A 21,386-nucleotide genomic window follows, 5' to 3' on the forward strand; every position below is an offset into this window, starting at 1 on the left:
GCAAAATTGGACTTCATTTGCTCCTATTGTCCACCAGTAATTTAACCTATAAGAGGTCAAAACGGGCTTGTCCACCAGTAATTTGACCACTATAAACCCATAAATTTCCGTTCAAATTCCATCAAAACCGAACAGTCCAGGCAGAATTTTGGGTATAGAAAAAGCCCGGAAAATAGCGTATTTCCGGGCTTTTTTAGCATTTTGAAGTTGTCGATTATCGCTTGCTGAACTGCGGTGCACGACGTGCGGCTTTGAGACCGTATTTCTTACGTTCTTTCATTCTCGGGTCACGTGTCAAGAACCCAGCCTTCTTCAGGGCCGGACGCAGACCTTCGCTGTCAAACTGCAGCAGGGCGCGAGCAATGCCGTGGCGGATTGCACCGGCCTGGCCGGTGACACCGCCGCCGGAAACGCGGCACACAACGTCAAACTTCGCGGCGTTGCCGGTCAGCTCCAGCGGCTGACGAACGATGAGCTTGAGTGTTTCCAGACCGAAGTAATCATCAATGCTGCGGTCGTTAATGGTTACCTTGCCGGTGCCCTGATACAGGCGGACACGGGCTACCGAACTTTTTCTTCTGCCGGTACCGTAGTAGTAAGGTGTTTTATCATACATAATGCTTGTCCTCCTCCCTTAAAGTTCCCAAGCAGTCGGCTGCTGGGCGGCGTGGTTATGCTCTGCACCTGCAACAGTGCGAAGACGGGTGAGTGCATTGCGGCCAAGGGTATTGTCGGGCAGCATCCCTTTAATCGCTTTCTTCATGGCGGCACAGGGATCCTCACGCATCAGGGTGTCATAGCGAACATCCTTGAGGTGGCCGATGTAGCCGGTGTGGTGGTACCAATGCTTCTTTTCCAGCTTTTTGCCGGTCAGAACAACCTTGGCGCAGTTGATGATGATGACATTGTCACCGCAGTCAACATGCGGGGTGTAGGTGGTCTTTTCTTTGCCGCGCAGAAGTACGGCAGCCTGGGCAGCCACGCGGCCGAGGGGTTTTCCCTGGGCGTCGATGACATACCACTTGCGGGTGACCTCTTGGGCCTTCGCCATATAAGTGGACATGAGCGGAACCTCCAAAAATAATAATATTACAATTGCCCCGCCCCGGGCGGGGCAGCTTCTTCGAAAGCAGTGCGCCACGGGCAGAACCGCGCCGCAGAGGAATTGCATATATGATACTACCACAAGCGCGCGGCTGTGTCAAGGGAGAAATCCCGATTTTTACATTTAACAGGTGCTTTTCTCGCATTTTCGGCGCCACAGGCGTTCATTCTGGCTGTAGCTTGCCCGTCATTTCACTTTTTTACACAGCCCCGGCGCGCAGACGCAGCAGCAAAAAGCTGGGCTTGTCAAATTCTTTCTCCATACGCGGATTTTTCCGCACAGTTTCGGCATTTGGCACTGGCTCCTGCATTTCCTCCAGCGTAAAGCCGGCGCGCCGTGCGGCACACAGAATCTGCGAAAACGTGCGGTGATATTTCTGCACGCTGCGGTCCAGCCACGGCACCGTGCGCGCACCGGGTCTGCTGTAGCCACTGAGTGCGTAATACCTTGCGCCTGCTTCCGTTGCCATCCACTGCGGGCCTGCGCTGGGCGCGGTGGTCAGTGGGTGCTCCTGCGAAAATACAAAAACACCGCCGGGCTGCAGACAGGCACGCACCGCACACAGGAATGCGTCGAAATCTTCTATATAATGTACCGCAAGCGAACTGACCGCCACATCAAACATTTTATCCAAGGCAGAAAGCGCTGTCATATCCATACAATGATAGACAATGCGCGCATCTGCATTGCGTTTTTCCGCCTCTGCAATCATTCGGTGTGACAGGTCAATGCCGGTCACTTCCGCAGCACCCAGGGTCAGGTACGCCCGGCAGGCATCCCCAAAGCCACAGCCCAAGTCCAGCACCGACTTTCCGCGCAGCGGCGGCAGCATGGCCTGCAGGGCGGGTTGTTCCAACAGCCGGTTGTAGTTCAGCGGGTTTTCCCGCAGCTGCATATAGTTTTCAAAAAAGATGGGATCGTCATAAAGATTTTTCTGCATCTGGCACCTCCTGTTTTCGCGCACATATAAACTGCTTTTGTTTGTGAAAGAAGCTGCACGGTGGCGGTGTGCCATCGAGCAGCTTCCTGCGTTTATTCTCTTGCTTTTTCCAACTCCGCACAAAGAGGATACCACCGGCAATCCCCACAGATTTCCTGCAAGTGCCGCTTGGACAGCCACTCCATCTTCGCGCGAAAATGCTTCCAGAAAAGCGTCTGTCCGGTCTGCAGACCGCTGTAGTGCAAAACCGCCGCGTCATACCGTGCCGGTTTTGCACTTTCACAGACGGTCTCCCGCCGGTGCGGGCAGACTGCACACAAATGGTCGGCGCCGCTGCGCAAACGCACAGGTATCTGCGGATTTTCACACAGGGTGGCCAGTGTGTCCGTCATATGCGCCGTAAAAGCGTCGCTGTACCCTTTGCCAACAAAGTGCAGCAAGCAAAGCCCGTGGTGCGGGCGCAGCTCCAAAACCGGCATTTCAAACTGCCTGCACGCTGCGATCCAGCCGGTCACGCACGCGCTCCAGTTGTGGTTCCAGCGCGGTGACCACCGCGATTTTCGCCACATCTCCCAGCAGAAATGGCACCACGCAAACCATCAGCGCCGCCCCGACCGGCGTATGGGTCACCGCACAGAACCAAACTGTTCCAAACGCATACAGCACTGCGGTGCCGACCGCCATCGAAAGAACCAATGCTCCAGATTTTTTCAGCAACTTCTGCCCACTGTGACTAAGCATCCGGTACAGAACGCCTTCAACCGCTGCCAGTGCCAAATAGCCAAGCAGATACCCGCCGGTTGGCCCGGCAACACTCGCCACACCAGAACTAAAACCGGCAAACACCGGCAGACCTATGCAGCCAAGCAGCAAATATACCACCTGGCTCAGCACCCCCCACTTCGGGTCAAGCAGTGCCGCACTCAGCATAACCGCAAACGTTGCTAAACTAATCGGCACCTGCCCAACCGGAATGGAAACCGGTGCCAGCACACAGGTCAGCGCTGTACACATCGCGCAGAGCACCAGACTTCTCGTTGATTTTTTCATAGGAATCCCCCTCCCAAGCCCGGGTGCCAAAGCACCGCAAAGCTTTTGTACTGTTAATTTCCAATTAAAAAGTCCAGAATATTCATTCCGGCGTCTGTCTGCGCCCGATACAGTTCCGTATACCCGCACTGTACGCAGGATACCGTGATAAAGCGTTTATTCTGGACGTCAAACAGCTTTGAAAAATTGCCGCCGGTTGCCTGAAACTGATCAGTTTCATACTGCATACAGCCACACTTCGGGCACACATATTGCCTGTTTTCCATCTTTGTTCCCTCCGTTTCCTATTTATTTATCTGTGCTATAACAATACCTGATTCTGCATGGAATTTCAATATCACATAAAAAAAACGAACGGCAGGATAAGCTTGACCTGTCGTTCGCAAAAAAGTTTTCAACCAATCTCTTAAAATCTGTGGAAAACAAGCCGCCGCTTTTAAAGGGTACGCCCAGCCGCAGCCGCAACCTTTCTGCACTTGCCCATAAACTCCTCGAAATTTGGGAGGGTCAGCTGCTGCGCGGCGTCGCTCATGGCGACCTTCGGGTCCGGGTGCACTTCCACGATAATTCCGTCTGCTCCGGCGGCAATTCCCGCCATTGCCAGCGGTGTCACCAGACTGCGCTTGCCCGCTGCGTGGGAGGGATCCACAATGATTGGCAGGCTGCTGCGCTCCTTGACAACCGGCACTGCAGAAACGTCCAGTGTATTGCGCGTTGCCGTTTCAAAGGTGCGAATCCCGCGCTCGCACAGGACTACATTCTGATTGCCCTCGCTTAAAATGTACTCTGCCGCGTCCAACCACTCCTCGATGGTGCAGGCAATTCCGTTTTTCAGAAGTACCGGCAGACCGGAGCGGCCGATTTCACGCAGCAGTCGGAAGTTCTGCATATTCCGCGCGCCGACTTGAATCATATCGCAGTATTTTCCGGCGGCAGTCAAGTCCTGTGCGTCCACAACCTCACTGACGCACAGCAAACCGGCGGCATCTGCTGCTTTACGCAGCAGGCGGTAGCCTTCGTCCTCCAGTCCCTGAAACGCATAGGGGCTGGTACGCGGCTTGTACGCACCGCCGCGCAGCATTTGCGCACCGGCAGCCTTAACCCCCAGTGCTGCCTTTGTAATCTGTTCTTCATTTTCCACGGCGCACGGGCCGGCAATCATCACCAGTTTTTCCCCGCCGAACGTTACATTCTGCACGGTGACTTTTCTGCCCTCCGGCACCATTTCACGGCTGGCAAGTTTATAAGAATGCATAATCGGCACGCACTTTTCGACACCGTCCATCACCTCAATGTTTTCTGTATTGAGTTTTGATTTATCTCCCAGCACGCCGATGACCGTGGCCTCTCTGCCGACTGAAAGATTCGCGTCCAGACCCTTTGCCTGCAGCATCGAAATCACGCTGTCAATCTGCACTTTGGTACAGCCGGTTTTCATCAAAATAATCATAGAAATTCTCCTTTGAATCTACTTTTTTGATTTAAAGCTTTTGTGCTTTTATCTGTAGAAGCATTAGCTGTAAAAAAACAACCACCCTATTGGGTGGCAGCTTTTGATGTTGGCACCTACCTAATTTCCCGGGCCGTTACCAGCCAAGTATTTTCGGCACGAGTGAGCTTAACTTCTGTGTTCGGAATGGGAACAGGTGGACCCTCACCGTCATCAGCACCAACTATTTGTCGTTTTGTTGCCGTCGTTCCTGACGACTTATATATAATACCACAACATTTTTATAAATGCAAGCTTTTTTTTAAAAAATTTTTAAAAGGCGCACTGCTAAGATACAGTGCGCCTTCATACACAATATCGAGCGTTTATCCCATACCCGTGCTGAATGTAAATGCGTAGTTATAAAACACAAAGAATGCGGCAAAAGCCACCAAACTCAGCGTCAGCCACAGACGGTTCAGACGAACGCGCGGCTGTTCTTGAACGGAAGTGTGCCCACATTCAACGCAGACCACACGCTGTGCAGAAGCGACGCGACTTTGTATTGCAAATACCGTAAGCGGAATCACTCCGAAGAAAGCGGTGAAAACCGTCCACATAGCGGCAAGCCGCGGCGTTCTCTGCCGGGCACTTTTATAAATGGTCACCGCGCACAAAGTACGTTCCACAAGAAAAAGCACGCCAACCACCGTCCAAAGGAACAGCGCTTTCTGTACCAGCGCACCGGCTTCTGCAGAAGACACATTCACGCTGCTAAGATAGCCCAGCCAACCAAACAGAGAACCCACGCTGCTTTGCTGTACACCGAAATTCCAGCCGCTGAGCGAAAAATAGTATAACGGAATGTCAAACATAGAGATTCTTTCCCCTTTCTATTGACCACCCATCTGCGCTTAAAGCTAGTGTAGATAAATCAAGTAGTCTAAATTTGAATGCCTAATATCAAACTGTATATATCCACCGGAAAAATTCCATCTTAAGTACCAAAAAGGAATACTGCCCATCCACTCTCATCTCTTTCAATCACGTTTATAACGATCAGACACGATTTCCATACTTATCGCACCCAACTGTTACCTTCCCTGAATTCGGTAAAGATGCGATACCATCTGCATTAATGCGATATGTATATTTGGCATCCACATAAGCATTCCACATCCAATATCCTACAGAATCCTGACAAGAATAATCGAATAATCTATTATCCACCGGAGTAATTCCAGTTCCGTATGTTGTAATAACCCGTACACTACTTCCTGCTATATATTCAAATAAACCAACTGCACGAACATACGCAACTTTTATATCACCACTGCCATAAAAGAACAATCTGTTTCAAGCCTTACTCTTTGAGCTGAACTTGCCAGTGACGCACTTAACAGATCAGACGAAGAAGGCTTCGACGGAACAATTTTTTCATCAATCATAACATCCACTGTTTTAATGCCATTGTCGTATACAGTGGTAACTTGATACTTTTTGATATTCGGATTGTCAGATGGCAAGTCCACTTTTGGTGACTGGCTGACAATCTTCGCATCCTCCAAATGAATCACCTTTTCATTTGTTTCCGTCCCCGTAGGCGTTGCAGCATAAACGCCTACCGCGCTAATTGAAAACATCCTGCACGCTTCCAGTACGAACTCAGTAATTTTTTCATGAATTTCAGCCTCACTTTTCTAATATTTTAAAAGTATCACTTCCATATCTTACTTATACCGTGGTATGGAATCATTGTCAATCCCTTTTGTGGATTTTTAGGTACTAAAACTGAAACATTTTTACAATTATGCGATTATAGAATTAAAATTTCTTTGTGATACAAAAAAACCGACTCAAAAGAGTCGGTTTCAACATATAACGGATGATCCTTACGCTGATCTCATTGTACTTAAGCTGTTGGCATAGTTATATGCAAAAATAAAAAGTAGAAGCACAAGAAGGAAGGCCACTTGCCACATCCCAGAAACTTTTTCAAATTTCTGCGTATGGTAGGAAACTGCTCCGCAGTCTGCACAAACCACTTTTCGCGCATAAACGGTATGGCTGACAACTGCATAACCGGCAACCGAGAGCAACCCAAACGCCGCCGTTAGAATTGTCCAAAGCAATTGATGCTGTGGGAAGCGCCCTCGCACGTCTTTCCGAACAGCCTGCATCAACAGTACCCGTTCAGCTACCAGCGAAAGAATGACCATTGCCCACCAAATTAAAATAGTATGTACAATCTTAACTGTTCCAGTTGGATAAGAAGATAAATCTACATGCATGATATACCATAACCACTCAGTAATCGAGCCGAGGCTGGTGGAATCCACGAAAACTTGTCCACTTCTAATGACGAGATAATATAATGGAATGTCAAACATAGAGATTCTCTCCCCTTTCTACTAACCACCCATCTGCGCTTAAAGCTCTCGTATATTTCCTATCAAACTGTTGGCGTAAAAAAAGAAAAACTCAAAAATCAAAAATACGAAAAGGCAAAGAAACTTCCATTGCCAAGAAATCTTCATTTTCGGGGTATGCCGCACAGCATGTCCACAATCTGCACAAACTACTTTTCGCGCATACACGGTACGACCGGCAACTGCATACCCGATAACGGAAAGCATTCCAAATACCGCCGTCAAAATCGTCCAAACCAGTTGATGCCGCGGGCAGCGCTCGCGCACATCTTTCCGAACAGTCCGTGTCAGCAATACCCGTTCAGTAATCAGTAAAACAACAGTAACGATCCACCACCCACGAGCAAAATAGCCGAACTGTTGGACGCGCGCCGAATATGGAGATAAATCAACTCGAAACAAATTCCACACACCGGCAGTCATGTTCCCTAAATATGTGTATTTTATATCGAAATTTATGTTCCCGCCTGTCACATACCAGTTCAAATAAAATATAGGTATAACCCCCATCAGTATTCATCTCCCTTTATAACAATTCCGAACGATCAGACACGATTTCCATGATTATCACAGCCAACCGTTACTTTTCCAGAAACTGCCTCCGATTGAACAAGAACACCGCCTATATATCCATACAAGGAATAATTCGCATCAACATAAACTCTTCCCCACCATTCACCCACTGTAGGTGTGCATGAATAAGAGTATAACTTTGTTTTTGGGGTAATTCCTGTTCCATAAGTGTTGATAACGCGTACACTTGTACCGGGTACATACTCAAATAATCCAACAGAGCGGACATATGCGGCGCAATAACCATTATCATAAATATTACTATCCGTTTCAAGCCTTACTCTTTGCGCAGAGCTTGCCAAAGATGCACTTAAAGGATCAGACGAAGAAGGCTTCGACGGAACAATTTTTTCATCAATCATAACATCCACTGTTTTAATGCCATTGTCATATACAGTGGTAACTTGATACTTTTTGATATTCGGATTGTCAGATGGCAAGTCCACTTTTGGTGACTAACTGACAATCTTTGCATCCTCTAAATGAATCACCTTTTCATTTGTTTCCGTCCCCGTAGGCGTTGCAGCATGAACGCCTACGGCACTAATTGAAAACATCATGCACGCTGCCAGTACCGAACTCAGTAATTTTTTCATGAATTTCAGCTTCACTTTTCTAATATTTTAAAAGTATCACTTCCATATTTTACTTATACCATGGTATGGAATCATTGTCAATCCCTTTTGTGGATTTTTCGGCACTAAAGCTGAAACATTTTTACAATTATGCGATTATAGAATTAAAATTTCTTTGTAATACAAAAAAACCGACTCAAAAGAGTCGGTTTTAAACTTCTATACACTGAAAACTGAATAAAGAATAAGATTACGAATTGGATATGGACAGAACCATGAACTATGGTCAAGCCCTCGACCTATTAGTACTGCCAAGCTAAACATGTTACCATGCTTACACACGCAGCCTATCAACCTTGTAGTCTTCAAGGGGTCTTACTTGCTTACGCAATGGGATATCTTATCTTGGAGTCGGCTTCACGCTTAGATGCTTTCAGCGTTTATCCGATCCGCACTTAGTTGCCCAGCTGTGCCATTGGCATGACAACTGGTGCGCCAGCGGTGCGTCCATCCCGGTCCTCTCGTACTAAGGACAGCTCTCCTCAAATATCCTGCGCCCACGACAGATAGGGACCGAACTGTCTCACGACGTTCTGAACCCAGCTCGCGTACCACTTTAATCGGCGAACAGCCGAACCCTTGGGACCGAATACAGCCCCAGGATGTGATGAGCCGACATCGAGGTGCCAAACCTCCCCGTCGATGTGGACTCTTGGGGGAGATCAGCCTGTTATCCCCAGGGTAGCTTTTATCCGTTGAGCGACGGCAATTCCACTCTCATACCGCCGGATCACTAACTCCAACTTTCGTTACTGCCCGGATTGTCATCCTCGCAGTTAGGCTAGCTTTTGCGTTTACACTCAGAAGCACGGTTTCCGTCCGTGCCGAGCTAACCTTTGAGCGCCTCCGTTACCTTTTAGGAGGCGACCGCCCCAGTCAAACTGCCCGTCTAACAATGTCCCCCGGCCGGTTTCACGGCCGCAGGTTAGAATTCCAATGGTTTAAGGGTGGTATCCCAAGGGTGACTCCACACACGCTGGCGCGCATGTTTCCATGTCTCCCACCTATCCTGTACATAAACCATCGAAACCCAATATTAAACTGCAGTAAAGCTCCATGGGGTCTTTCCGTCTTGTCGCGGGTAACCGGCATCTTCACCGGTACTACAATTTCGCCGGGCGGGTAATTGAGACAGTGCTCAGATCGTTACACCATTCGTGCGGGTCGGAACTTACCCGACAAGGAATTTCGCTACCTTAGGACCGTTATAGTTACGGCCGCCGTTTACTGGGGCTTCAATTCAATGCTTGCACATCTCCTCTTAACCTTCCAGCACCGGGCAGGTGTCAGCTCCTATACGTCATCTTTCGATTTGGCAGAAACCTGTGTTTTTGATAAACAGTCGCCTGAGCCTTTTCACTGCGGCCTCCCCTGAGGGAGGCGCCCCTTATTCCGAAGTTACGGGGCCAATTTGCCGAGTTCCTTAACTACCCTTCTCCCGTTGGCCTTAGAATTCTCTTCCTGTCTACCTGTGTCGGTTTGCGGTACGGGCGCCTCAGATATACAATAAGCTTTTCTCGCCCTGCGCTGCGAATACTTCCCTACTCTAATTTCGGTCCCTTGCGCCCGGGGCAACCATCGCCCGGGTTATTCGCTTTGCAGGTGTCACTTATCTTAAATCTTTTGGCGGCTACGGAATTTCCACCGTATGTGCATCGACTACGCCTTTCGGCCTCGCCTTAGCTCCCGGCTTACTTGGAGCGGACGAACCTTCCTCCAAAATCCTTAGACTTTCGGCCAATATGATTCTCACACATTTCGCGCTACTTATTCCGGCATTCTCACTTCTGTACAGTCCACCAACGCTTCCGCTTTGATTTCACCCCATACAGAACGCTCTCCTACCATCCTTTCGGATCCCAAGCTTCGGTACACGATTTAGCCCCGTTAAATTTTCGGCGCAGGGTCACTCGACCAGTGAGCTATTACGCACTCTTTTAATGTATGGCTGCTTCTGAGCCAACATCCTGGTTGTCTGTGCAACCCCACATCCTTTTCCACTTAACCGTGTTTGGGGACCTTAGCTGTGGGTCTGGGCTGTTTCCCTTTTGACGACGAAACTTATCTCCCGCCGTCTGACTCCCGTACATCAATTATCCGGCATTCTGAGTTTGATAGGTCTTGGTAGCCTCTCGGCCCCTTAACCATTCAGTGCTTTACCTCCGGTAATCTCTTGAGTACGAGGCTAGCCCTAAAGCTATTTCGGAGAGAACCAGCTATCTCCGGGTTCGATTGGAATTTCTCCGCTACCCACACCTCATCCGCTACCATTTCAACGGGAGTCGGTTCGGTCCTCCATGAGGTTTTACCCTCACTTCAACCTGGACATGGGTAGGTCACCCGGTTTCGGGTCGAATACAACTGACTTTGTGCGCCCTATTCAGACTTGCTCTCGCTACGGCTCCGGACCTGAAGTCCTTAACCTTGCCAGTTACATTCACTCGCCGGACCATTCTACAAAAGGTACCCGATCACCCTTTGACGGGCTCTCGGTGCTTGTAAGCACAAGGTTTCAGGTTCTATTTCACTCCCCTCCCGGGGTGCTTTTCACCTTTCCTTCACAGTACTATTCTCTATCGGTCACTGGGTAGTATTTAGGCTTGGAGGGTGGTCCCCCCGTCTTCCCACCGGGTTTCACGTGTCCGGCGGTACTCTGGATACAGCTCGCTGCTTCGCCTTTTCGTTTACGTGGCTCTCACATTCTTTGGCCGGCCTTCCCAGACCGTTCAACTAAAGCTCTGCATGCTAAATGCTGTCCGAACCCCGAAAGTATTGCTACCCTCGGTTTGGCCTCTTCCGCGTTCGCTCGCCACTACTAGCAGAATCTCATTTGATGTCTCTTCCTCGCCCTACTTAGATGTTTCAGTTCAGGCGGTTCCCCTCGCAAAGCTATGAATTCACTTTACGATGACTGGACATGACTCCAGCCGGATTGCTCCATTCGGAAATCTATGGATCACGGCCTACTTACGGCTCCCCATAGCTTATCGCAGTTCGTTGCGTCCTTCTTCGGCTTCCAGTGCCAAGGCATTCCCCTTGCGCTCTTTGTAGCTTGACCATGTGTTCTTTGGTTCTCATGCTTCATATTGTTCGTTCTTCAACATGAACTCGTAAATTGCAAAATTGTAGTAATTTTTTTAACTTTACTTGATATCGTTTTCGCAATCTTTCTTTATTCAGTTTTCAATGTACAGCTGCCTTTCGGGTTTCCCCGTGGGGGTCTCCCCACTGGTGGGCTTAGGTGGACTCGAACCACCGACCTCACGCTTATCAGGCGTGCGCTCTAACCGGCTGAGCTATAAGCCCATTTCCCGGCTCCGGTTCTCACCAGAAGCCCCTGGTGGAGATAAACGGGATCGAACCGTTGACCTCCTGCTTGCAAAGCAGGCGCTCTCCCAGCTGAGCTATACCCCCATACTGGTGGCTGTTTCCCATCCACCTTTGAGTGTCTCTTTCAAGACCCTCAAAATTAAACAACGATTAACAGACGGATCCGACCAACCTTGGATGTTAGAGCAGCTTGTTTCATCTGCTCAGCTCTCCATAGAAAGGAGGTGATCCAGCCGCACCTTCTGATACGGCTACCTTGTTACGACTTCACCCCAGTCGCCAATCCTACCTTCGGCAGCGCCCTCCTTGCGGTTAGGCAACTGACTTCGGGTATTACCGGCTCCCATGGTGTGACGGGCGGTGTGTACAAGGCCCGGGAACGTATTCACCGCGGCATTATGATCCGCGATTACTAGCAATTCCAACTTCATGCAGGCGGGTTTCAGCCTACAATCCGAACTGAGACCATTTTTATAGGTTTGCTCCACCTCGCGGTTTCGCTTCTCTTTGTTAATGGCCATTGTAGTACGTGTGTAGCCCAGGTCATAAGGGGCATGATGATTTGACGTCGTCCCCACCTTCCTCCGTTTTGTCAACGGCAGTCCTGCTAGAGTGCTCTTGCGTAGCAACTAACAGTAAGGGTTGCGCTCGTTGCGGGACTTAACCCAACATCTCACGACACGAGCTGACGACAACCATGCACCACCTGTCTCAGCTTTCCCCGAAGGGCACCTAATGCATCTCTGCTTCGTTAGCTGGATGTCAAGACCTGGTAAGGTTCTTCGCGTTGCTTCGAATTAAACCACATACTCCACTGCTTGTGCGGGCCCCCGTCAATTCCTTTGAGTTTCAACCTTGCGGTCGTACTCCCCAGGTGGATTACTTATTGTGTTAACTCCGGCACGGAGGGGGTCAGACCCCCCACACCTAGTAATCATCGTTTACGGCATGGACTACCAGGGTATCTAATCCTGTTTGCTACCCATGCTTTCGTGCCTCAGCGTCAGTTAAAGCCCAGTAGGTCGCCTTCGCCACTGGTGTTCCTCCCGATCTCTACGCATTTCACCGCTACACCGGGAATTCCACCTACCTCTACTTCACTCAAGCTCAACAGTTTCAATTGCAGGCTATGGGTTGAGCCCATAGTTTTCACAACTGACTTGCCAAGCCGCCTACGCACCCTTTACACCCAGTAAATCCGGACAACGCTCGCTCCCTACGTATTACCGCGGCTGCTGGCACGTAGTTAGCCGGAGCTTGCTGCTTGGGTACCGTCATTATCGTCCCCAAGTACAAAAGTTTACAATCCGAAGACCGTCTTCCTTCACGCGGCGTTGCTGCATCAGAGTTTCCTCCATTGTGCAATATCCCCCACTGCTGCCTCCCGTAGGAGTCTGGGCCGTGTCTCAGTCCCAATGTGGCCGTTCAACCTCTCAGTCCGGCTACCGATCGTCGCCATGGTGGGCTGTTATCTCACCATCTAGCTAATCGGACGCGAGTCCATCTTACAGCGGATTGCTCCTTTGATTTCTGCACCATGTGGTGCTGAAATGTCATGCGGTATTAGCGTCCGTTTCCAGACGTTATCCCCCTCTGTAAGGCAGGTTACTCACGCGTTACTCACCCGTCCGCCACTAAGCTTAAAACCGAAGTCCTAAGCTTCGTTCGACTTGCATGTGTTAGGCACGCCGCCAGCGTTCGTCCTGAGCCAGGATCAAACTCTCTAAAATATGATATCTAAACATCTTTCGATGCCCAAATCAATCTTAAAGCTTTTGAAAGCTCTCAATAGATACGCTTGCGTATCGCTTTTGCTGTTTTTTCGCGAGTCAGCTTCTCGCCATTCCTCTCGGAATTTTCGGGTCCGTTCATTCTGTCATCGTTGTTTAATTTTCAAGGTCCTGCTGCCGTCATTCTCGACAAACACCTTTCAACTTCCCGCCCCGCTTTACAGCAGCTTGTTTAGTTTTTTGTGTCTCTCTCGCGGCGACTCATATATAATACCACGCCATTCCCCGCCTGTCAACACCTTTTTTAATCTTTTTTCGGGTTTTTTTCAGAATCGTAAAATATCCGCATGAAACCGCCTTTTTCGGGGAGAATTCATGTAAAAGGAGGATGTATATGAAGAAGTTAGGCGTTACAGCATGGAGAGTGCTGATTGTTGTCCTCGTCAGCTGTGTCGCTTTTGGAATGCTGGCGCACACGAACCGCAGCGCAGAAACGCTTTCCAAAGTCGGCTCGCAGGGCTCAGAGGTCACAAAGATTCAGACCAAGCTGCAGGATCTGGGCATTTACTCCGCAAAGATTGACGGCGTTTACGGCAGTGCCACCAAAAGCGCCGTGGTCACCTTTCAGAAACAGCAGGGCATCACAGCCGACGGCATTGCCGGCACGCAGACGCTGAAGGCGCTCGGCATCACCGGAAGCTCTTCTGACAGCACCGGCGGCATCGGCAAATACTCCAGCAACGACATTAAGCTGCTGGCAACCATTGTTTCCGCAGAGGCGCGCGGGGAACCCTACGAAGGGCAGGTAGCTGTTGCGGCAGTCATTCTGAACCGTGTGGAACACCCCTCCTTCCCCAACACGCTTGCAGGCGTCATTTATCAACCTGGCGCTTTCAGCTGCCTGACAGATGGCGGTGTGAACGCAGAGGTTGCGGACTCCGCCTACAAAGCGGTGCGCGACGCTATTAACGGTTGGGACCCCTCCGGCGGTGCCGTTTACTACTACAACCCGGCAAAGAGCACCAGCAAGTGGATTTTCTCCCGTCCGGTCATTACCGTGATCGGCAACCACCGTTTTTGTTCCTAAAACCAAAAAGCAAACGCTCGGCAGTGGTATGCCGAGCGTTTTTATATATCCGCCTTGTTTTTCTTTATATATAGGAAGAAAGAATCTGTCGGCTGCTCCGCAGAAAAAGCACCAGGCCTGCCGCGCAAAGACCGACCCCCAGCAGCATGGCGAACCCAATACCCGCTTCTGCCAGCTTTCCAAACAGCAGGTTTGTGAGCACCGCTGTGCTGTCAAACAGAAGCGCATGCATACTTAATGCAGTGGCGCGGTTTTCCGTTTGCACAGCCTGGTTCTGCAGCTGTGTCTGCAAGGGCTGGAACAGGCAGAAGCCTATCTCCAGTACAGCAACCGCTAGAATGGACACTGCCGCACTAGAGGTCCCCGCAAGCACTGTGCAAGCCGCTGCACACAAGGCGAACAGCACCGCACCGAAACGCACCCTGCCAAAACGACCCGTCAGCCTGGCAGAAAAGCCTGCAGAAAGCCCCAGCACCGTGACCGCAAGGTAAACCCAGCCAATCTCCGCATTGGTCATGCCGCACTTCACATACTGAATCTGGTTCAGAAAAGTTGCCACCGCCTGATGGGTTTCGTTCAGCAGTGCAACAGACAGCAAAAACAAGAGAACCGGCCGGTTGGCAGACAGCCGCTTTATCTCTCCTTTGAAATCCGCGGCTGTTTCCCTTTTTTCGCCTGACTCGGGTTTCACTTCCCGCAGACCGAAAGATAGTATCGCGGCGGCTCCGTAGCTGCACACAGTCAGCAGACCGGCTAAACGGTAGTCTTCCCTGATGAATCCCGCATACACGCCTGCAGCGGTCAGCAACCCCGCTGTACCGAGTGCCTGGTAAATACCGAACACCTTTTGCGCTTCTTCTTTTCCACTGGAAAGATACAGGACGCTGACATCCACACCGGAAAGTCCGGCAAACACCACGCTGAGCAGCAGCCGCTCCGCAAGAAATGCCGCAAATCCGCTCGCCCGCCAAAACACAATCTTTGAGAGAAAATACAAGCCGCAGCAAAGAATCATCGTTCTGCGGTATCCTATCCTGTCTGCAGCCACGCCCCACGGCAGCTCCAGCAGAATAGAAACCACCAGGGAAATGCTTTCGAGGGCCATCATCTGTAGCACGGATACCCCGGCCGCCTGCCGGTACAGTGTTGCCACCGGTGCATAAAACACCATGCCCTGCAGCAGCGACAGCAGGTACATGATGCAAATATTCTGTTTGATTTTCAAGAGAAACTTCGTCCTTTCCGTACAGCAAAATAAGCGAATCAGCCTGCGGCCGACCCGCTGAGATGTTTTTTCTGTTCTGCTGTACTCAATGCGGACGAATCATACAATGCTCCTTCTCTTGAAAATGCTTATGATACCTTAATAACCCCGATCCACAACGCGCCACTCCCCGGCCGCAGTCAGTTCCGTTGCGCTGAATTTTGCGGAATTTTGGAAATGAAGATTAACATGGTCGCTCTGACCCGGCGCATCATACCCGAAGAAAATAGCGGTCACACAAAGTGCTGTCATCAAAACAGCAGCCAGCTTCCCAATTTGCTTTCTCGTATTGCATTTTCCTCCCTATATTTCTTAATTTTAGTATATAGAGAGCTTCACAAATTGTCAACCGGAAAGAACCCGCTGCGGTACACAAACAAAAAAGGACTGCCTTCCCGCAGGAAAACAGTCCTTTTCGCGAATCTCCGTCAAGCCTTATAGGACTTGAACGCTTCTGTAACTTCTTTTTTTCGTGTCGTATTGGCATCTGCCGACGATGTATCCTGATAAATCATCAGATACTTACCGCTGTCGCTCAGAACCGCCGGAACTGCTTTTCCAAACAGCGTGAAACTGCCGTTTTGTTTAACCGAATCCAGCACCTTTTTCGCGGTGTCATTCAAATTAGAAGGGTCGTACGCATAGAACTCAGCTGTCACCGTTTCCTTTTTCTCCACGTAACCCGTGTAGCGGTAACCGGACTTTGCCCCAATGAGCTGAAACTCCGTCTTCGTCCCGTTCCCCTGCACATAGCCGCAGGCGCCCAAGTAAGAAACCAGTCCGGTCAGGCTGTCCTCATACTTTGCAGCATCCACCTTCCTCTCAGGCGAAGCCTCGCTGCTAGCCTGAGAGGAAGAGACAGCCGGCGCCGCGGAAGAAACCGCTGCGCTTTGTGTTCCCGAAACAGTCACGTTACCCGCGCCGCAAGCGGTGCAGGCTGCGGACAAAACAACCGCCGCCGCGATTACAAATGCTTTCTTCATACAAACCTCCCGGAAAAAGAATGCTGGATAGAAGAAAAACCGCTGCAAAGAGCGGTTTTCGAATTCTGCGGCCCGAAAAGCGCCGCTTCAAATTGTGGTGGACACGAGGGGACTCGAACCCATGACCTCTCGCGTGTGAGGCGAGCGCTCTAACCAGCTGAGCTACGCGTCCACAGCTCTAGACAAGGAAGACAAAAAAGTGGTGACCCGGACGGGATTCGAACCCATGAACCCGCCGTGAAAGGGCGGTGTCTTAACCGCTTGACGACCGGGCCAGATGGTAGCGGCAATAGGATTTGAACCTATGACACTTCGGGTATGAACCGAATGCTCTAGCCAACTGAGCTATGCCGCCATCTGCACTTCGCACACTGCGAAGCGCTTATTATTATAAACGAACTTGTCCTGCTTTGTCAAGCCTTTTTTGAAATTTTCTAAAAAAGGCAGAACCTGCGGTTCGCTTTTATTTCACCTGGTTGTTGCTGTCTTTCAGCAGCACGTCATGCGCGCCGCCCTCCAAAATGCTGGTACTGGACACCAGCGTCAGCTTTGCTTTCTCCTGCAGCTCAGCAATGGTCAACGCGCCGCAGTTGCACATGGTGGAACGCACCTTGCTCAGCGTTGTGTTGACATTGTCTTTCAGCGAACCGGCGTATGGCACATAGGAGTCCACGCCCTCTTCAAAGGAAAGCTTCTTGGCACCGCCGAGGTCGTAACGCTGCCAGTTGCGTGCACGGTTGCTTCCCTCGCCCCAGTACTCTTTCATATACTGGCCGTTGATATTGACTTTATTCGTCGGGGACTCATCAAAGCGTGAGAAGTAGCGGCCCAGCATCACGAAGTCCGCACCCATGGCGAGCGCAAGTGTGATGTGATGGTCATAAACAATGCCGCCGTCGGAACAAATCGGCACATAAATGCCGGTTTCCTTATAATAAGCATCGCGTGCCTTGGCAACCTCGATGACAGCGGTTGCTTGCCCACGGCCGATTCCTTTGGTTTCGCGGGTGATACAAATGGAGCCGCCGCCAATGCCGATTTTCACAAAGTCCGCGCCCGCTTCTGCCAGAAACCGGAAGCCGTCGCCGTCAATCACGTTGCCGGCACCGATTTTTACCCGGTCGCCGTACTGCTGGCGCACCCACGCGATGGTGCGCTTCTGCCACTCAGAGTACCCTTCGGAGGAGTCGATGCACAGCACGTCCGCGCCCGCTTCCAGAAGTGCCGGAATCCGCTCTGCGTAATCACGCGTATTGATGCCTGCACCAACCATGTAACGCTTCTGTGCGTCCAGCAGCTCACTGGTGTTCTCCTTATGCTCTGAATAATCCTTCCGGAACACAAAGTAGCAGAGCTTCCCGTCGTCATCCACAACCGGCAGGGAGTTGAGCTTATTTTCCCAAATGATGTCGTTGCACTCGGAAAGGGTAGCGCCCTTGGGAGCGGAAATGACTTTTTCTATCGGTGTCATAAAGGAAGAAACCGGCGTGTCCACAGCCATCCGGCTGACACGGTAATCGCGGCTGGAAACCACACCGAGCAGCTTGCCGGTGCCAGTGCCGTCATCTGTCACTGCCACAGTGGAGTGACCTGTTTCTTCTTTCAGCTTCAGGATGTCCGCAAGTGTCTGGTCGGGCTTAATGTTGGAGTCGCTGGTGACAAAGCCTGCCTTGTACGCCTTGACACGCGCCACCATGGCGGCTTCTTGCTCAATGGTCTGAGAGCCATAGATAAACGAAACGCCGCCCTCTTTGGCCAGCGCGACCGCCAGCGTATCATTGGAAACCGACTGCATGATGGCAGAGGTTAGGGGGACATTCAAAGAAATTGCAGGCTCCTCCCCTTTTTTAAACTTGGTGAGTGGTGTTTTCAGGCTCACATGATTCGGTATGCACTCTGCGGAGGAGTATCCGGGCATCAGCAGATACTCATTAAAGGTATGACAGGGTTCTTCGTAATAAAAAGCCATTTGCAGCATCCTCCATTTTTTATCATCCTGTTCCCCGACAGCGCGCGGGGGCATTGAAAAAATGCTGTTTGCAACGGCAGCAGCCGTTTGAAACAGCAAAAATAATATTGTCTGCTATTATAACACGGTGCGCCGCTCTTTGCAACCAGATAAACAGATTTACAAATTATGAACCATACAGGAAAAGATACGGGCAAGCGCAGCAGACCATTTTTCCCTCTTTAAAACTATTTTATGATGAATCGTGGAAAGTACTTGTTAACATGGTTTTTTTACTGTACTATACTAAACATATGGTTATCATTGGCAAGCCTTTGAAAAGGATTGCCACAAAATATTTCATGTTAAAAACGCTGAGAGTATTCAATGCATGGAAAGATTCACGGTTCTAATCATTTCCACTATATTTCTTATGCTTGCCTTTGTAAAGGTCTACGCATCGCGAAAAGCGAAAAAAACGGTTCTGACGATAAAGATACTTCTTATGTACCTTTGTTTATTCTTTTCGTTCCCACCTGTCTTGCAACAATTTCTGACCTTGTACGTGGGCAGAGCGCAAGCCGGTTGACCTTTCTTGTGATACTGCTTTTCGGCGCGATTGCGATTGCGGTCGGTATGCATAACACTCGCAAAGCAAAGGCAAAAAAGACGGAATAGGTATAAAAAGCTGCCACAAGTGTTTTGCGGCAGCTTTTTCACATCTATTATTTCTGTATTGCGGTAGAAAATCGAATGGTTCCGCCGCTCTGTCCGGCAAGCACAAATTCCTTTTCCTGCACCGTTTCTTCCCCGCTGATTTGCAAAACATCGCCCAGCAGACTCTCCGCCTGGTAATTGATTTGTACGCGCTTCCAATCCCGAAAGCTTTCAGGCAAAAAGTCCTCTACAATATCGCCGTAAATGGTGTTGGTCAGGTGTCGGTTCATATCCAAATCGCTGTAGCGAATCGGGCGCTCCCCCAAAACAGCCAAGTCTGGTTTGACGCGAATTTTTTTCACACGCTGCTCCGGTGGCACCGGCTTCTTCTGAAAGACGTGGTATTGATACAGCGCGTCCGGTCGCAGCGGGCGGTGCGTACTGCAGTCCACACAAACACTGACCTGTCGCACCTGCATGAGCTGCTTCGTCCCACTATAAAACAAAAACTCCCGATAAAAATGCACGCCGACCGCGCCTGCCGGACGCGTCACAATATGCAGCTGCTCCTTGCTGACCGGAAAGCGAAATACTTGCACCTGATTTTCCGTAATCAGCATGGCAATGCCGTCGCCCAGCATTTTTTCGTAGCTGAGCCCCAGGGCGGTCATGTGTTCCTCACTGGTTTCCTGCTCCATGCGCAGAATGGAGGAGAGTCGGATTCTGCCCGCCGCACCGATTTCGTGGCACTCCACGCGAACGTTTCGTTCAAAGCGCTCTGCGGAAACGGCGGTTCCCATTGCGAACGTTTCCAAATGCCTTTCCCCTTCCTTTGCAAACTGGGCTGCCGCAAAAAACGCAGCAGCCCAGAAAAGACTTCGTTTGATTATGCGTTTTTCGGGCGAATCACGTCAATGCCCATATAAGGACGCAAAACCTCCGGCACGGTTACACTGCCGTCTGCATTCTGATACTGCTCCACAATGGCCGGCATCACACGCGAGGTTGCCAGACCGGAAGCGTTCAGCGTATGCACAAACTGCAGCTTCTTGTTCTCATCGCGGTACTTGATGTTTCCACGGCGCGCCTGATAAGACCGCGCGTTAGAGGCTGAAGAAACTTCCTTGTAAATCCCCATAGAGGGAATCCACACCTCAATGTCATAGGTGCGCGCCATGGAGAAGGAGCAGTCCCCTGCCGCCAGACGGCTCAGACGATAGTGCAAACCCAACTCCTGTACCAGACGCTCCGCCTTGCCAACCAACTCCTGAAACGCGGCGTCGCTGTCTTCCGGCTTGGTGTACTGCACCATCTCCACCTTATTGAACTGGTGGCCGCGAATCATGCCGCGCTCCTCACTGCGGTAGGAACCCGCCTCCCGGCGGTAGCAGGGCGTGTACGCAATATACTTTTTGGGCAGCTCGTCCGCGGTCAGAATCTCGTCACGGTGCAGGTTCACCAGTGCGGTTTCCGCGGTGGGCAGCATAAACTTTTTATCCGCGCTGGTTGGATTCTGAATCCAGTAGACCTCATCACCAAATTTCGGGAACTGGCCCGCAACATAGCCGCATTCATAGTTCAACATATGCGGCGGCAGAATCAGCTCATAGCCGTCTGAAAGATGCTCGTTGACAAAGAAGTTCAGAATAGCCCACTCCATGCGTGCGCCCCAGCCACGGTAAATCCACGCACCGTTGCCCGCAATCTTTGCGCCCCGCTGGTAGTCAATCATGCCGAGGCTCTCGCAGAGATCCACATGGTTCTTTGGCTCAAAATCAAAAATCGGCTTTTCTTTAAAGTAATGGTCGGGCACATTCTTCTCTTTGCCGCCCGCCTGCACGTCGTCGTCCGGTAGGTTTGGCAGGCAGAGCATCAATTCTTGCTGCTTGTCATTCATTTCCGCGAGCTTCGCATCTGCTTCCTTGATTTCTTCGGAAAGCTTTTTCATCTTTGCAAGGACTTCGGAAGCATCGCCGCCGGCTTTCTTAATTTTCGGGATTTCCTTACTAACGGCGTTCTGCTCTGCCTTTTTGCTTTCCACCGCGCCGGTTGCCTCGCGGCGCTGCTTGTCCACCTCAAGGATCTGGTCGACAACGCTGTCCAAATCCATTTCGCGCTTTTTGATTGCCGCTTTCACATAGTCCGGGTTGTCCCGAATCAGTTTAATGTCTACCATTTTCGATTTACTCCTTTTATAGCTTTCCTCTGCAGGGAACTGCATGAATT

19 protein-coding genes, 5 tRNA genes and 3 rRNA genes are annotated in these 21,386 nt (G+C 50.5%); 2 read left to right on the top strand and 25 right to left on the bottom strand.

All coding sequences use genetic code 11. The annotated features are described in order from the left end of the window. Positions 1 to 214: 214 nt before the first annotated feature. The 17 genes from rpsI to PXC00_RS13970 all read right to left on the bottom strand — a co-directional run bounded on the left by rpsI (position 215) and on the right by PXC00_RS13970 (position 13,221). Positions 215 to 616, bottom strand: a complete 402-nt coding sequence (gene rpsI / locus PXC00_RS13890) for a 30S ribosomal protein S9 (RefSeq protein WP_275846624.1) — start codon at positions 614 to 616, stop codon at positions 215 to 217. An 18-nt stretch (positions 617 to 634) separates the two neighbouring features. After that, a complete protein-coding gene (gene rplM, locus PXC00_RS13895; protein ID WP_275846622.1) occupies positions 635 to 1,063 on the bottom strand; it encodes a 50S ribosomal protein L13 in 429 nt (142 codons plus the stop codon). Positions 1,064 to 1,304: 241 nt separating this feature from the next. Further along, positions 1,305 to 2,045: a class I SAM-dependent methyltransferase gene (locus PXC00_RS13900; RefSeq protein ID WP_275846620.1), complete on the bottom strand. Its 741-nt coding sequence runs from the start codon at positions 2,043 to 2,045 to the stop codon at positions 1,305 to 1,307. 92 nt (positions 2,046 to 2,137) lie between these two features. Continuing rightward, on the bottom strand, positions 2,138 to 2,524 hold the full coding sequence (locus PXC00_RS13905) for a DUF1284 domain-containing protein (protein ID WP_275846618.1): 387 nt from the start codon (positions 2,522 to 2,524) through the stop codon (positions 2,138 to 2,140). A gap of 1 nt (position 2,525) precedes the next feature. Beyond that, positions 2,526 to 3,095 carry a biotin transporter BioY gene (locus PXC00_RS13910; RefSeq protein WP_275846617.1) on the bottom strand — a complete coding sequence of 190 codons (570 nt, stop codon included), beginning with the start codon at positions 3,093 to 3,095 and terminating at the stop codon, positions 2,526 to 2,528. Between the two features lie 53 nt (positions 3,096 to 3,148). Next, on the bottom strand, positions 3,149 to 3,361 hold the full coding sequence (locus PXC00_RS13915) for a zinc ribbon domain-containing protein (protein ID WP_275846615.1): 213 nt from the start codon (positions 3,359 to 3,361) through the stop codon (positions 3,149 to 3,151). Between the two features lie 170 nt (positions 3,362 to 3,531). Further along, positions 3,532 to 4,545 carry a 3-deoxy-7-phosphoheptulonate synthase gene (aroF, locus tag PXC00_RS13920; RefSeq protein WP_275846613.1) on the bottom strand — a complete coding sequence of 338 codons (1,014 nt, stop codon included), beginning with the start codon at positions 4,543 to 4,545 and terminating at the stop codon, positions 3,532 to 3,534. Positions 4,546 to 4,652: 107 nt separating this feature from the next. Further along, a 5S ribosomal RNA gene (gene rrf / locus PXC00_RS13925) occupies positions 4,653 to 4,769 on the bottom strand. A gap of 141 nt (positions 4,770 to 4,910) precedes the next feature. Further along, a complete protein-coding gene (locus tag PXC00_RS13930) occupies positions 4,911 to 5,399 on the bottom strand; it encodes a hypothetical protein (RefSeq protein WP_275846611.1) in 489 nt (162 codons plus the stop codon). Between the two features lie 447 nt (positions 5,400 to 5,846). Beyond that, positions 5,847 to 6,167, bottom strand: coding sequence for a hypothetical protein (locus PXC00_RS13935; RefSeq protein WP_316935018.1), 321 nt, complete (start codon positions 6,165 to 6,167; stop codon positions 5,847 to 5,849). 249 nt (positions 6,168 to 6,416) lie between these two features. Continuing rightward, entirely contained in the window at positions 6,417 to 6,914 is a 498-nt protein-coding gene (locus PXC00_RS13940) for a hypothetical protein (protein WP_275846607.1), read from the bottom strand. 39 nt (positions 6,915 to 6,953) lie between these two features. After that, a complete protein-coding gene (locus tag PXC00_RS13945) occupies positions 6,954 to 7,463 on the bottom strand; it encodes a hypothetical protein (protein ID WP_275846605.1) in 510 nt (169 codons plus the stop codon). 35 nt (positions 7,464 to 7,498) lie between these two features. Then, positions 7,499 to 7,888, bottom strand: a complete 390-nt coding sequence (locus PXC00_RS13950; RefSeq protein ID WP_316935019.1) for a hypothetical protein — start codon at positions 7,886 to 7,888, stop codon at positions 7,499 to 7,501. 495 nt (positions 7,889 to 8,383) lie between these two features. Continuing rightward, a 23S ribosomal RNA gene (locus tag PXC00_RS13955) occupies positions 8,384 to 11,219 on the bottom strand. A 171-nt stretch (positions 11,220 to 11,390) separates the two neighbouring features. Further along, positions 11,391 to 11,467 (bottom strand) — tRNA-Ile (locus PXC00_RS13960). Positions 11,468 to 11,499: 32 nt separating this feature from the next. Further along, positions 11,500 to 11,575, bottom strand: a tRNA-Ala gene (locus PXC00_RS13965). Between the two features lie 133 nt (positions 11,576 to 11,708). Further along, positions 11,709 to 13,221: ribosomal RNA gene (locus PXC00_RS13970) — 16S ribosomal RNA — on the bottom strand. The 16S and 23S rRNA genes sit together here with 2 tRNA genes alongside, the layout of an rRNA operon. A 394-nt stretch (positions 13,222 to 13,615) precedes the next feature. On the opposite strand from PXC00_RS13970, the gene sleB reads away from it, so the two are divergent. Next, positions 13,616 to 14,308, top strand: coding sequence for a spore cortex-lytic enzyme (gene sleB / locus PXC00_RS13975; protein ID WP_407654278.1), 693 nt, complete (start codon positions 13,616 to 13,618; stop codon positions 14,306 to 14,308). A gap of 64 nt (positions 14,309 to 14,372) precedes the next feature. On the opposite strand, the gene PXC00_RS13980 is transcribed toward sleB, so the two are convergent. From PXC00_RS13980 to PXC00_RS14005, 6 genes are all read right to left on the bottom strand, one after another. Continuing rightward, a complete protein-coding gene (locus PXC00_RS13980; protein WP_275845919.1) occupies positions 14,373 to 15,533 on the bottom strand; it encodes an MFS transporter in 1,161 nt (386 codons plus the stop codon). Between the two features lie 467 nt (positions 15,534 to 16,000). Continuing rightward, the gene (locus PXC00_RS13985; RefSeq protein WP_275845917.1) at positions 16,001 to 16,555 is read right to left on the bottom strand and encodes a hypothetical protein; all 555 of its coding nucleotides are present in this window, start codon (positions 16,553 to 16,555) and stop codon (positions 16,001 to 16,003) included. A gap of 95 nt (positions 16,556 to 16,650) precedes the next feature. Beyond that, positions 16,651 to 16,727, bottom strand: a tRNA-Val gene (locus tag PXC00_RS13990). 28 nt (positions 16,728 to 16,755) lie between these two features. Next, positions 16,756 to 16,830: transfer RNA gene (locus PXC00_RS13995), tRNA-Glu, on the bottom strand. 3 nt (positions 16,831 to 16,833) lie between these two features. Next, a tRNA-Met gene (locus PXC00_RS14000) sits at positions 16,834 to 16,910 on the bottom strand. A gap of 108 nt (positions 16,911 to 17,018) precedes the next feature. Further along, positions 17,019 to 18,524 carry an IMP dehydrogenase gene (locus PXC00_RS14005; protein WP_275845916.1) on the bottom strand — a complete coding sequence of 502 codons (1,506 nt, stop codon included), beginning with the start codon at positions 18,522 to 18,524 and terminating at the stop codon, positions 17,019 to 17,021. Positions 18,525 to 18,890: 366 nt separating this feature from the next. Here PXC00_RS14005 and PXC00_RS14010 point away from each other — a divergent pair, with 366 nt between their 5' ends. Then, on the top strand, positions 18,891 to 19,181 hold the full coding sequence (locus PXC00_RS14010; protein WP_275845915.1) for a hypothetical protein: 291 nt from the start codon (positions 18,891 to 18,893) through the stop codon (positions 19,179 to 19,181). Positions 19,182 to 19,228: 47 nt separating this feature from the next. Here PXC00_RS14010 and PXC00_RS14015 read toward each other — a convergent pair whose 3' ends face one another. Together PXC00_RS14015 and serS are read right to left on the bottom strand one after the other, a co-directional pair. Beyond that, positions 19,229 to 19,975, bottom strand: coding sequence for an acyl-[acyl-carrier-protein] thioesterase (locus PXC00_RS14015; protein WP_275845914.1), 747 nt, complete (start codon positions 19,973 to 19,975; stop codon positions 19,229 to 19,231). 71 nt (positions 19,976 to 20,046) lie between these two features. Then, a complete protein-coding gene (gene serS, locus PXC00_RS14020; RefSeq protein ID WP_275845913.1) occupies positions 20,047 to 21,336 on the bottom strand; it encodes a serine--tRNA ligase in 1,290 nt (429 codons plus the stop codon). Positions 21,337 to 21,386 lie beyond the last annotated feature (50 nt).

Origin of the sequence: Caproicibacterium argilliputei, assembly GCF_029211325.2 — a bacterium.
Taxonomy (GTDB): Bacteria; Bacillota; Clostridia; order Oscillospirales; family Acutalibacteraceae; genus Caproicibacterium; species Caproicibacterium argilliputei.

Excerpts from the sequence above, each read along its gene's own strand:
- PXC00_RS13945 (WP_275846605.1), bottom strand. The coding sequence starts at position 7,463 with ATGGGGGTTATACCTATATTTTATTTGAACTGGTATGTGACAGGCGGG.
- PXC00_RS13985 (WP_275845917.1), bottom strand. The coding sequence starts at position 16,555 with ATGAAGAAAGCATTTGTAATCGCGGCGGCGGTTGTTTTGTCCGCAGCC.
- PXC00_RS14005 (WP_275845916.1), bottom strand. The coding sequence starts at position 18,524 with ATGGCTTTTTATTACGAAGAACCCTGTCATACCTTTAATGAGTATCTG.
- PXC00_RS13930 (WP_275846611.1), bottom strand. The coding sequence starts at position 5,399 with ATGTTTGACATTCCGTTATACTATTTTTCGCTCAGCGGCTGGAATTTC.
- rplM (WP_275846622.1), bottom strand. The coding sequence starts at position 1,063 with ATGTCCACTTATATGGCGAAGGCCCAAGAGGTCACCCGCAAGTGGTAT.
- PXC00_RS13940 (WP_275846607.1), bottom strand. The coding sequence starts at position 6,914 with ATGTTTGACATTCCATTATATTATCTCGTCATTAGAAGTGGACAAGTT.
- serS (WP_275845913.1), bottom strand. The coding sequence starts at position 21,336 with ATGGTAGACATTAAACTGATTCGGGACAACCCGGACTATGTGAAAGCG.
- aroF (WP_275846613.1), bottom strand. The coding sequence starts at position 4,545 with ATGATTATTTTGATGAAAACCGGCTGTACCAAAGTGCAGATTGACAGC.
- PXC00_RS13905 (WP_275846618.1), bottom strand. The coding sequence starts at position 2,524 with ATGCCGGTTTTGGAGCTGCGCCCGCACCACGGGCTTTGCTTGCTGCAC.
- PXC00_RS14010 (WP_275845915.1), top strand. The coding sequence starts at position 18,891 with ATGCATGGAAAGATTCACGGTTCTAATCATTTCCACTATATTTCTTAT.
- sleB (WP_407654278.1), top strand. The coding sequence starts at position 13,616 with ATGAAGAAGTTAGGCGTTACAGCATGGAGAGTGCTGATTGTTGTCCTC.
- rpsI (WP_275846624.1), bottom strand. The coding sequence starts at position 616 with ATGTATGATAAAACACCTTACTACTACGGTACCGGCAGAAGAAAAAGT.
- PXC00_RS13900 (WP_275846620.1), bottom strand. The coding sequence starts at position 2,045 with ATGCAGAAAAATCTTTATGACGATCCCATCTTTTTTGAAAACTATATG.
- PXC00_RS13910 (WP_275846617.1), bottom strand. The coding sequence starts at position 3,095 with ATGAAAAAATCAACGAGAAGTCTGGTGCTCTGCGCGATGTGTACAGCG.
- PXC00_RS13950 (WP_316935019.1), bottom strand. The coding sequence starts at position 7,888 with ATGATTGATGAAAAAATTGTTCCGTCGAAGCCTTCTTCGTCTGATCCT.
- PXC00_RS13915 (WP_275846615.1), bottom strand. The coding sequence starts at position 3,361 with ATGGAAAACAGGCAATATGTGTGCCCGAAGTGTGGCTGTATGCAGTAT.
- PXC00_RS13935 (WP_316935018.1), bottom strand. The coding sequence starts at position 6,167 with ATGTTTTCAATTAGCGCGGTAGGCGTTTATGCTGCAACGCCTACGGGG.